Consider the following 11454-nt stretch of genomic DNA (forward strand, 5'->3'; position numbering starts at 1 on the left):
AGTATCAAATAGAAACTTAGGCTTTGAGTTATACACATCCCGCTTCGGTTGCGGAAGAAGGCACCCAAAGGGCACTACGTTTCCTCAAGGAAACCTACTACGAGAATTTGTCGTTATGATTAAGCCGTCCATTCCTTACGATATTTATGATAACCGCTGCCCGACGCGCGATATGCTGGCAAGGCTGGCGGACAAATGGGCCTTGCTGGTGCTGGCGCGTCTGGAAAATGGGCCCATGCGTTTTAATGGCCTGAAACGGGATATCCGCCTGATCACGCAAAAGGTCTTAACCCAGACGCTGCGCAAGCTGGAGCGCGATGGCATCATCGCCCGTGAAGTGTTTTATACCGTGCCGGTGGCGGTGGAGTACAGCCTGACGCCGCTGGGGCGTACGCTGACGGAAACCGTCTCGGTGCTGGCGCACTGGGTGGAAAACAATATGGATGCAGTGCTTGCGGCGCAGGCTGCGTATGACGAGGCGAATTTGCTCAAAATGAAAGAACCCACCGCATAGGGTGGGTTCCGGGAAGTGCTTATTTCAGGTGGACACGCAGTTCATTGGCAGCCTGGGAAAGCGCGGTGCGAACGGTTGGCTCTTCGCTCAGGGCATTCAGCAGACCGTAGTCGTGGATCATGCCGTTATAGCGGGTAACGGTAACCGGCACGCCTGCGGCATCCAGTTTGCGGCCAAAGGCTTCACCTTCATCACGCAGCACGTCCAGCTCGGCGGTCTGGATAAGCGTAGGCGGTAAGCCTTTCAGTTGCTCGCTGCTTGCTTCCAGCGGTGAAGCCAGAATGTTGCGGCGATCGCTCTCTTTGGTGGTGTAGTTATCCCAGAACCATTTCATCATGTTTTTGCTCAGGAAATAACCATTCGAGAACTGGTTATAGGAACCGGTATCAAAGCGCGCATCGGTGACCGGCCAGAACATCACCTGGTAGCGAATCGCCGGTGCATGGTGCTCTTTGGCCTGAAGTGCCACAGCAGCCACCATATTACCGCCGACGCTGTTACCCGCCAGCGCCAGACGAGAACCATCCACGCCAATTTCTTTGCCATGTTCGGCGACCCAACGCGTGGCTTCATACGCCTGATTAATGGCGACCGGGAAGTGCGCTTCCGGTGACGGCGTGTAATTCACGAACACGGCGGCAGCGCCGGATTCGTTCACCAGATCGCGGACAAAACGTTCATGGGTTGGATAATCGCCCAGCACCCAACCGCCGCCGTGGAAGAACATAAACACCGGCAGCGTCCCGGTTGCGCCCTGCGGTTTGACGATGGTCAGCGTCAACGGTTTACCGTTTACGGTGATGGTTTTTTCTGTCACATCCGCTGCGGGCAGTTTGGCGCCTTTCTGCGCGCCGATCAGCACCTGGCGAGCATCCGGTACAGAGAGTTGTTCGATAGGTTTGCCGCCGCTGCTGTTCAGTACAGAAAGGAATTTCGCTACACCGGCAGTCGGCGCGGGCGCATCGGCGGCCCAGGCAGTAGATACGCTGGCGGCGGTTAAACTCATGGCAATCAGTAATGAACGGGACATCTTTATCTCCTTTGCGATTGTATCGCGTGCTATTTAAATGGTTGTGAAAGTGGGTTGTGCTTGTGTCTGGAGAGGAATTTAAATAGCGCGCGATTTAATTGCAAGTTAATTTTTCGCGATAAAAATATATCATCTCCTTACTCATTGAATTTTAATGTGTTTTATTTTTACTTTTTTATGGTTGCTGGCGAAAGTAAAACGATCGGTTTACTTTTTAAGAATGAAAAAACGACAAGACATCATTCAGGCCGCCGAGCGGTTGTTTTATAACAATGGTTTTCACGCCACCAGCACCGATCGTATTTGCGAGGAAGCCGGTGTTTCAACGCGCACGCTGTATCGCCATTTCCCTTCGCGAGAGCGATTAACCGCAGCGGTCATGGAAGCTCGCCAGCAGCGTTTTTTCGCCGATCTCTACGCGCCCGAACACCCACAGGCGGTGGAAAAACTTTTTGCCGTGCTCGGGGAATGGATGACGGGTTACGGCGCGGGCGGATGCTTTTTCCTGAAAGCCTGGGGCGAGTATGCGCAGGAAAACATACAGCTCTGCGCGCTGGCGCTGGATTTTCGCTATGCGCTACGGGATTACATCGCCACGAGCATGAAACATAGCGCGCTGGCTGATGCCGTCTGGATGCTGTTTGAAGGGGCGATTACCGCAGCGTTAATTCGCGGACCGCAGGCGGCTTATGATGCCGGAAAAGCGGCGGCGATCCTGATGGCTGGCGAGGAGGCGAAACAATGAAGCTCGGCATGACCGGTTTCGCGCTGATCGCCGTTTCTTATGGCCTCGCCCGTTTCTCATGGGGGCTGATGATGCCTGCCGTGGCGCAGGATATCCCTTTCAGCCCGCGCCTTGCAGGCATCCTTTCGGCCTGTATTTTCGCGGCTTATTGTCTGTCGATAAGCGCAGCCGCCACCTTGAATAAGCGCTATGGACCACGATTTCCCTCGGCGGTTTCTGCGCTGAGTGCCGCGTTTGGCTTGTTGCTGCTCGCCGCAGCCGCTTCTCCCGTGATGCTGGGCGTCGGATTATTTATTGCCGGGATCAGCGCCGGGTTTTCGTCGCCTTCGCTGGCGGCTGCGGTCAGTCGTTGCGTGAGCGCATCACGGCAAACGCAGGTGAATACCCTGATTAACGCCGGAACCGGGGCAGGGATCATCCTTTCTGTGCCGCTCCTGTCGTTTCTGCCGTGGCGAACCGCGTGTCTCGTGTTCGCGGTGATTGCACTGCTGTGCCTGTGGCCGGTGCTGCGCTATTTACCGCGTGGCGCACAACTGCAGGCGGAGGCGCGCAAGGGAACGCTTTTCTCGCGCGGTGTTGTCCGTCTTGCGCTGATAGCGTTGCTGAGCGGGATGATGAGCGCCGCGTGGTGGAGTTTTGGCCCGCAAGTGTTGCGCCAGCAGATGGCGGTGGCGGATTCGCTCATCAGTATTCTGTGGTGTGTTTGCGGCGCGGCGGGCATTTTGGGGGCCTTCACCGGCCCGATTGCGCGTTATATCGGTATGCGCCAGGTCTACCGGCTGGCACTGTTGTTTATGACCGCACCGTTATTGTTGATGGCCTTCAGCCACGCATTTTCCTGGTGGTTAATCCCGGCGGTGGCGCTCTGTGGGGCTGGTTATATCACGCTTTCCGGCGTGCTGCTGGTGAGGGGCGCAGAAGCCACGCCCGCGACCCCGGCTTTCGGGGTCGGCATAGCGTTTTTTATGCTGGCCGCAGGCCAGGTGGCTGGCGCGGTGATATTGGGTTTGATCTACGCACAGGCTGGGGTTGCACTGGCATTTGGCCTGTTTGCGCTGCTGGGGTTGCTACTGCTGTTTTTTACCCCGGATTGAAGCCGCCAGGTTAATAGCTTCAGGCTCTGTCTGCCCACGCAGGCATTGATGTCAGATAGCGGATGGCACGTTTACGCGCTTCTTCGTTGCCCACTTTCTGCCATGAATCAAGGTATTGCGCGAGGCCGGAAACGGCATCATCCCAGGATTTTAGATTGCCTTCGCTGTCGGTGCAGTACACGCAATATTTATCGCTGGCACCACGGGCATCTGGCGCGGAGAGCGGCATTCCGCAGGAGTGGCAGTGCTGTTCGGTGTAAGACATGGTGTGCTCCTTGTCAGTTGGGTGAGTGAAAAATATACAGTCCCGGCAAGCAAGGAAATGTCTGGCTGATCAATAAACCCCGTATTCATAGTGGTTATTTTTGAGGTGACACCGTATTCGTTGTTAAGTTAGTAAGCGCTTACGGCTGGGTGAGGGGACATCTCCCCGCATCCCTGCGGGGAACAACATCTTATTTCACCGCTTGCAGCGCGGTTTTTTCCACATAGGGTTTCATCAGCGTATCCGCTTCTTTCTGCGCCGCTTCTGCGGCCGCTTCCGGGGTGACTTTCTCATCGTTCACCACGGCCGCCAGCTGGTTTTCCATCGCTTTACGCACGGCAACCGTTTCGTAAGTGGAATACCACGGATGTGCGTACTGCAACTGTTCCAGCGCGATGGCGGCGCGCGGATCCTGCTTCAGATACTCTTTCATTTCCGCTGTATCATAGGCCGCTTTGCGCGGTGAGAAGTAACCGGTGAAGCGGCTCCATGCGCCATTCACTTCCGGGCTGACGAGATACGTCAGGAACTGATACGCCGCTTTTTTCTGCGCATCGTTAATGCCTTTAAAACTTACCAGGCTGGCGCCGCCAATTGGCACGGCACGTTGTTCCTGAGCAGGCATCATTGCCACGCCCAGCTCGAAATCTTTCGTGTTTTCACGCATAAAGCCCAACGCGCCGGTACTCAGCATCGCCATTCCCAGTTTGCCGGAAAAGAACGCAGCGCTGATCTGCTTCGAGTTCAGCACGCCGGACGGCATCACTTTGTCTTTGTAGATCATATCCTGCCAGAAACGCAGTGCGCCGATGGTAGTGGGCGCGTTGTAATAGACTTCGCCAGGATAGTTTTCGTTGAAGTAGTTACCGCCGTTGGCGCGTACCAGCGAGGAGAAGATCCAGCCGCCGTAATCGTCGTTGGTGGAAGGCAGCATAATGCCCCACTGGCCTTTGCTCTGGTCGGTCAGCTTTTTCGCATCCTCCAGTAACTCTTTCCAGTTCTGCGGCGGCTGTTTAATGCCCGCTTGCTCGAACATCGTTTTGTTGTAATAGAGGATTGGCGTTGAGTTATGGAACGGAATGGCGTAGGTCACGCCCATCACCTGCGCGTTTTTACGCATCGCAGGCCAGAACTCGTTTTGCAGGAAATCGCCTGCTTTTTTGTCGCCGTACTGGAACAGTTCGTCCATCGGCAGAATTTCATCTTTCAGCGCCAGATCGGTAGTGAAGTTGGCGGACATGATCACCAGTGCAGGCGGCTGGCCTGCTTTCTGCGCCGATTCAGCTTTCATTTTCGTGGTGTCGTAGTTGCCGGTAAAAATCCCGCGCACTTCTACCTCTTTTTGCGAATCGTTAAAAGCTTTGATGACGCGCGTCATTTCCATGGTCAGTTTGCCGTCCACCGGGGCCGGAAACATGAAATCAATCTTCTCCTGCGCCAGTGCGGTGCCACTCATTGCGAGGGTTATACTGTAAGTAAGCGCTCGCAATGTTTTTGGCAGAGGCTTATGCATGGTCGTTCTCCTGGTGTAAGTTAAGCAAGGTTTGCGCATCAAAAAGATGACAATCAAGGGGTGAAAAACCGACGCTGAGTGTGTCCCCTTTGTTGGGCACATCACCCCGGTGTCGGCGGATGTAACGCAGGTTGCCGATGGGCGTGCTGACGTGAAGCTGATAATCCGCGCCCATCAGTTCCCGCTGCATGACGGTGGCCGGCAGCACCAACTGGCCCGCTTCCGGCGTGTCGGTCATGTGCTCCGGGCGAATGCCCAGCCACACTTGCGACGCGCTGCTAGCGTGCTCAGGCAGCGGCAGGCGTTGCTCACCCAATTGCACCTCGCCATTGGCGCAGGAGAGCGACAGCAGATTCATGGCCGGAGAGCCGATAAACCCGGCAACAAACAGATTTGCCGGATGCGCGTACAAATGTTCCGGGCGGCCAACTTGCTGCACGTGGCCGCCATTCATCACCACAATGCGGTCGGCCATCGACATCGCTTCGGTCTGGTCGTGCGTCACATAAATGGTGCTGGTCTTCAGTTGCTGGTGCATCTCCATAATGCTGTCGCGCACTTCAGTACGCAGGCGCGCATCAAGGTTAGAGAGCGGTTCATCCATTAAGAACAGTTTCGGGTTACGCACGATGGCGCGCGCCATCGCCACGCGCTGGCGCTGGCCGCCGGAGAGTTTGGCGGGCTTTCGCTCCAGTAATGCATCAAGCTGCAACATCTGCGCCACGCGATCGAGGCGCGGTTGCCAGCTGGCTTTCTCTTCGTTACGCACTTTCATGCCGAAGGTGATGTTGTCGCGCACGGACAGGTGCGGAAACAGCGCATAGTTCTGGAAGATCATCGCGAAGTTGCGCTCGCGCGGCGAGCGGGCGGTGATGTCATCATTATCGAGCCAGATGGCGCCATCGCTGACATTCTCCAGCCCGGCAATCAGCCGCAACAGTGTACTTTTGCCGCAGCCGGACGGGCCAACCAGCACCACAAATTCGCCATCGTGAATATCCAGCGACAGCGCGCTGAGCGCCGCTTTGCCATCAAACTGCTTGCTTACATTGTTCAGTCTTAACATGGGATTAGCGCTCGTCCACCGGGCAACTGATGTTTTCGTCATACAGCCACGGGCCCGCGTAATGCGACAGCGAGTGCAGGTAGCTCACCCACTGATCGCCAATCTGGCGGTGCATCAGGCACGACGGCGGAGACATGTCGTAGTACGGGCGGGTATCTTCGTGGCAATACGGTACCTGGTGCACGGTGGCCGGAATGGTGGCAATCGTTGCCTGGCGATATTGCGTCATGGTCAGGCTGTGGTTATGGCCGCAGAAAATGCGCGTCAGCGACGGGAAGCGCTCAACCAGTTTCAGCAGCAGGTGACCGTTTTCACAGGCGATGCGATCCATCTGCGCGTTGCCCAGCGGCAGCGGCGGATGATGCATAAATACCGCGGTCGGTTTGTCTTTGCTGGCGCTCAGTTGCGCTTCCAGCCATTGCAGGGTTTCATTCGTCAGCCAGCCTTTTGATTCCCCGGCAAGACTGGAATCGATAAACAGTAGACGCGTCGCGAAATCATCAATCGCATAACGAATGTTCTGCGGATCGCTGCCAAGATGCGGGCACAGCGGGTGCAGATATTCCAGAAAGTGCGCTTTATCGTCGTGGTTGCCCGGAATGACAAACAGCGGGTAATCCAGCCCGCCGAGGATCTGGCGCGCCACGCGGTACTCTTCCGGGCGGCCGCAGTTGACGATATCCCCGCTCACTACCACCGCATCCGGGCGTTCGCGCAGGGCGTTAAGCTGACACACGACGTCGGCATTCCCGGCGTTGATATCAATAAAACCGTACAGCTTCTCGTTCTGGCTGCGGAAATGGGTGTCGGAAATTTGCGCTAAAAACATAACTACACTCCTTATTTAATACCGGAGAAGCCAAAGCTCCGGAGAAACTGTTTCTGGAAAGCAATAAACGCGACCATCAGCGGCAGGCAAACCATCAGCGTCCCGGCGCTGATCATTCCCCACTGGCCGCCGGATTCTGCGCCCATGGCGAAGGAGACCAGGCCGACTGTCAGCACCTGTTTGTCCGGATCGTTGAGCATCATCAGCGGCCATAAATACTCGTTCCAGTGATAGGTAATGCTGACGGTGGCGAACGCCAGCACCGACGGCCACGACATCGGCAACATCACGCGGAACAGCACCTGCCACCAGCGACAGCCCTCCATCAGCGCCGCCTCTTCAATCTCTTTTGGGATGGCGAGAAACGCCTGGCGCATCAGAAAGACGCCAAACGCAGAAGTGAAGTAGGGCATCATCACGCCGGTCAGCGTGTTGAGCAGGCCGAAGGTTTTCAGCGTCAGCATGTTGGGGATCATCATCACCACCGGCATGATCATCAGTTGTACCAGGAACAGGATGAACAGCGTTTTCTTGCCGCGGAATTCGTGGCAGGCGAAGACGTAACCGGCAGTGGTAATGGTGAACAACTGCACAAAGAACGTGCCGAAGGCGAAGATCAGCGTGTTGGCGTACAGGCTGAGCCAGTTGGCGCTGTCCCACGCATCGCGAAAGTTATCCAGCGTCAGCGGGAAGCGCGGCAGAATTGATGCCATATCTTCGCCAAAGGTGGTGGCGCTAAACGCGGATGAAAGCATCCAGATAAACGGGCTTACCCACAGCAGCGCCAGGCAAACCATCAGCAGCGTAAGCGTGATCGGGCGCGAATGACGCAGACGCAGCCACAACGGGCGCGGCACGACAGCAGCCCGGTTGATAACAGGAGTAACCTCAACGCTCATAATGCGCTCCTCTCTCAAGCAGTTTCAGGTTGACCAGCGAGAAGACAAACAGCCCGACCAGCGTTAAAAACGTGGCGGCAGAGGCTTTACCGAGATCGTGAGTGTCCCAGGCGAGATTCTGGATGTAATAGAGCAGTACGGTAGTGGCATTGTCCGGGCCGCCGCGCGTCATCACGGCGACGTGGTCGATCTGGGTAATCGAGTAAATCAACGCGGTAGTGACCACAAAGCTGATGGTCGGGCGCAGTAACGGCAGGGTGACTTTAAAGAAAACCTGCGTGGAGGTTGCGCCTTCCATTACCGCCGCTTCACGTGTGGAGGCGGGAATGCCCTGCAAACCGGCAAGGAAGAACAGCATGTAATACCCGGCAAACTTCCACACGCCAATCAACGCCAGCGCCAACAACGCGCTATTGCTGCGCCCCAGCCAGTTGTTGTTCATCGGCCCGAAAAGCTGCGCGAGGTAGTGATCGAGCATCCCGAGGCCAGGCATAAAAATAAACAGCCACAGCGCGGCGGCGCTGACCATCGGGATAATCATCGGAAAGAAAAACGCCGTACGTAACCAGCGGTTGATGCGATGGTTTTCCCACAGCGCCACCGCCAGCAGTAGCGCCAGCGTTACCCCCGGAATGACAGTGAGCAGGATGTAGATAAGGTTATTGAACAGAGACTGCCAGAACACCGAATCATCCAGCAGGCGGACGAAATTTCCCAGCCCAACGAACGGCGCATCATTGCTGACGATGCGGGTATCGAACAGGCTGTCATACACCGAGCGCAACAGCGGAAAGTAAGTGAACAGCGCCAGGAACAGCAGAGACGGTGACAGGATCAGCCACGGAAGCCAGTATTTTCTCATAAGCCTTGAACCGCGAATTTACGGGTTTCGAAAGCCAGAGAGTCTGTGAAAAAAATGCTGCAAAAGGATTGCGTAAAGGTGACCGTTTAATGAACGAGTGTTCATTGGGGGCGTTTCATGGTGAAACCGGGATGTTACCAGCAGGATGGCGGCAAAATAGCATGTCAGAAAAAAGCCCCGCGTCGTGCGGGGCAACTTTCTCACTGCGTTACGTTGGGGACTCAGAACTCCATTTTGACGGTGAACTGCACTTCGCGCGGATCGCCAATCTGGTTGCCGAGGTTATTGGTGGTGATCGACGAGGTGTAATACGTCTTGTCGAAGATATTTTTCAGGTTTACCTGTAGCGTTACCGGGTATTGCAGCTTCATTTTGTAGGCGGCAAAGGCATCGGCAACAAAATAGCCGGGCAGGTAGTAATCCGCGCCGTTGGTGGCTGAACGGCGGCTCACGCCGTGACCGCCGCCGCCAAGGGTCAGCGTGTTACCGGCAAACACGTTATTGATGTCGTAAGTCAGGAACACGGAGCCGGTATGACGCGGCACGTTCGGCAACGGTTTACCGGCGTAATCCGGATCCTCCAGCACTTTCGCAGCGGTGTAGCTGTAGCTGGCGATGACATTCATGTTTGGCGTCAGTGAACCGGCAAGATCCATCTCTACACCCTGCGAACGGACACGCCCGGCGGTTTTGGCAACCGTTTCATCACCCACGATTTCGCTGTACAGCACGTTGCGTTTATGGATATCAAACATGGTGATATTCGCAGTAACACCGTCGAACAGGTCAAACTTGGCGCCCACTTCGTAAGATGTCGAGGTTTCCGGCGGCAGATCGCCAATATAGCTGGCGATGGAGGACTGCGGCATAAACGCTTTCGCCACGTTACCGAACAACGACACTGAAGGCGTCAGCTTATAGACCAGGCCGAATTTCGGCGTCCATTTCTCATCGCTGCTGTCGGTGTTGACGTTGAACGGACGGCCTTTACCGGCGTACTGGGTGTAGTACTGATAACGCATCCCGGCAACGGCGATCCATTTGTCGGTCAGATATAACGCGTCCTGAGCGTAAGCCGAGTAGCTCTCCTGCTTAATGGTCTGATCGCTGTCCGATGCGGAGACGGTCGTACATTTGCTGGCGCTGCCATAGCTTGGGTTGTAGATATTGAAGTCTTTCACGTTCTTACAGCGGATCATGTCGGTACGCAGCAGATCGTAATATTCGTACGAAATACCGGTGAGGATCTCGTTGTAGAAGCCGCCGATATCGACATTCCCCTGCAAATCGGCACGCGTCGTGTGCATCCGCTGAGTGGATCCCTGCGTGGCGTCCACGCGGCGCGTGAGATTACCGGTAGCGGCATCGTAGGCCATTACGCGTGACTGGTTATCGCTGTACTTGTCCTGGCTGTAGCCGTATTCCAGCTTGCCGGTCCAGGCGCTGTTAAAACGATATTCTGCATTCAACTGCGCAATATCGGATTCGCCATCGGTAATGTTAAACGGCTCATCGAAGCGGGTTTTACGATCGACATTCACCGCCTGTTTGGTGGTGAGATCGAAGATCGTGCCGCGGTCGAATGGCGTCTGATAATCACGATGTGAATAGAGCACGTTGACGGTGGCGTTATCACCGAACCATGTTAACGACGGAGCAATATAGGTGCTCTTATTTTTGCCAAAGTTGCGCCAGTAATCTTCGTTCTGGTATTCGCCGATCAGACGATACGCCAGCCGCGTGCCTTCGATCGGGCCAGTGACATCAAACTGACCGGTGCCGCCGCCAAAGCTGGAAGAGGTGGCGGAAATGGAGCCGCCGAATTGGGTCTGTGGACGTTTAGTAACAACATTGATAAGCCCGCCAGGATCGAGAATGCCATACAGCGTTGAGGCCGGGCCTTTCAGCACTTCCACGCGCGAGGCGTCGGCATTAAAGCTGCGCGGCACCACGGTGCGCAGGCCGTTGGTCATGATCGAACCGTCGCGGTTGGTACCAAAACCACGACGCACAAACGAATCCTGCGTACCGCCTAGCGTGTTGGTTTGCACCACGTTACTGACGTTATACAGCGCTTCATCAAGGCTGGTAGCGTGCTGATCTTCCAACACTTTATCGCTAACGGTATTCACCACTTGCGGAATATCCAGCAGCGGCATTGAGGTCAGCGTTGCCGTAGATGAGCTGATGGGTTGATAGCCGGACGTGGCGGGTTGATCGGCCGATGATGCATCCGCGTTGACGGTGATGGTGTCGTTATTGGTTTTATTTGTTGTTTCCGCCGCGTGCGTAACCGGCGTGAAGCATGATCCCAGAAAGAGCGCAGAGAACAAGGCGCGCCCTTTCAGCCCATAGATACCGTGAGTGAACTGAACCATTTAATCTGTTTTCCCAAAAAACTGTGCATAACACAGACGTGGACGTTTCTAATGTATTGCCCGATTGCGCAAAATCTATCCGTTAAGTCGCCGAATCTGGCGTCGGATATGTAATTGAGAATCATTCAAACACGAGCATTTGTAGTAGTAAATGCAAAATGAAAGAATTTTGCTACAACGGGAAAGAGTGAGGAAAACGCAGCGGGATTACGCAGGTTGATCTTTTTAACCAAGTGAAATAAATAAGATTAATTATTTT

The 11454-nt window shown here is 55.2% G+C and carries 11 protein-coding genes; 3 read left to right on the plus strand and 8 right to left on the minus strand.

The window, feature by feature from the left end; translation table 11 throughout:
* Positions 1-115 precede the first annotated feature (115 nt).
* Positions 116-514, plus strand: a complete 399-nt coding sequence (locus tag DK872_RS16405) for a helix-turn-helix domain-containing protein (protein ID WP_007372959.1) — start codon at positions 116-118, stop codon at positions 512-514.
* Between the two features lie 19 nt (positions 515-533).
* On the opposite strand, the gene DK872_RS16410 is transcribed toward DK872_RS16405, so the two are convergent.
* Positions 534-1544, minus strand: coding sequence for an alpha/beta hydrolase (locus DK872_RS16410; protein ID WP_007372960.1), 1011 nt, complete (start codon positions 1542-1544; stop codon positions 534-536).
* A 220-nt stretch (positions 1545-1764) separates the two neighbouring features.
* Here DK872_RS16410 and DK872_RS16415 point away from each other — a divergent pair, with 220 nt between their 5' ends.
* Complete coding sequence (locus DK872_RS16415; RefSeq protein ID WP_035886672.1) at positions 1765-2289, plus strand: TetR/AcrR family transcriptional regulator; 525 nt, start codon at positions 1765-1767, stop codon at positions 2287-2289.
* Positions 2286-3383, plus strand: coding sequence for an MFS transporter (locus DK872_RS16420; RefSeq protein WP_161518561.1), 1098 nt, complete (start codon positions 2286-2288; stop codon positions 3381-3383). The genes DK872_RS16415 and DK872_RS16420 overlap by 4 nt, the downstream gene beginning before the upstream one ends.
* A 19-nt stretch (positions 3384-3402) precedes the next feature.
* On the opposite strand, the gene DK872_RS16425 is transcribed toward DK872_RS16420, so the two are convergent.
* The 7 genes from DK872_RS16425 to DK872_RS16455 all read right to left on the minus strand — a co-directional run bounded on the left by DK872_RS16425 (position 3403) and on the right by DK872_RS16455 (position 11195).
* Complete coding sequence (locus DK872_RS16425; RefSeq protein WP_071920158.1) at positions 3403-3648, minus strand: zinc ribbon domain-containing protein; 246 nt, start codon at positions 3646-3648, stop codon at positions 3403-3405.
* Between the two features lie 190 nt (positions 3649-3838).
* Positions 3839-5161 carry an ABC transporter substrate-binding protein gene (locus DK872_RS16430; protein WP_035886620.1) on the minus strand — a complete coding sequence of 441 codons (1323 nt, stop codon included), beginning with the start codon at positions 5159-5161 and terminating at the stop codon, positions 3839-3841.
* Positions 5154-6227, minus strand: a complete 1074-nt coding sequence (locus DK872_RS16435; protein ID WP_007372965.1) for an ABC transporter ATP-binding protein — start codon at positions 6225-6227, stop codon at positions 5154-5156. The genes DK872_RS16430 and DK872_RS16435 overlap by 8 nt, the downstream gene beginning before the upstream one ends.
* A 4-nt stretch (positions 6228-6231) precedes the next feature.
* Positions 6232-7056 carry a phosphodiesterase gene (locus DK872_RS16440; protein ID WP_007372966.1) on the minus strand — a complete coding sequence of 275 codons (825 nt, stop codon included), beginning with the start codon at positions 7054-7056 and terminating at the stop codon, positions 6232-6234.
* A gap of 11 nt (positions 7057-7067) precedes the next feature.
* Positions 7068-7955 carry a carbohydrate ABC transporter permease gene (locus tag DK872_RS16445; RefSeq protein ID WP_007372967.1) on the minus strand — a complete coding sequence of 296 codons (888 nt, stop codon included), beginning with the start codon at positions 7953-7955 and terminating at the stop codon, positions 7068-7070.
* Positions 7945-8817, minus strand: a complete 873-nt coding sequence (locus DK872_RS16450; RefSeq protein WP_035886614.1) for a carbohydrate ABC transporter permease — start codon at positions 8815-8817, stop codon at positions 7945-7947. Before DK872_RS16450 ends, DK872_RS16445 begins: the two co-directional genes overlap by 11 nt.
* 221 nt (positions 8818-9038) lie before the next feature.
* Positions 9039-11195: a TonB-dependent siderophore receptor gene (locus tag DK872_RS16455; RefSeq protein ID WP_090398167.1), complete on the minus strand. Its 2157-nt coding sequence runs from the start codon at positions 11193-11195 to the stop codon at positions 9039-9041.
* Positions 11196-11454 lie beyond the last annotated feature (259 nt).

This window comes from Kosakonia sp. MH5 (assembly GCF_009935945.1).
Taxonomy (GTDB): Bacteria; Pseudomonadota; Gammaproteobacteria; order Enterobacterales; family Enterobacteriaceae; genus Kosakonia; species Kosakonia radicincitans.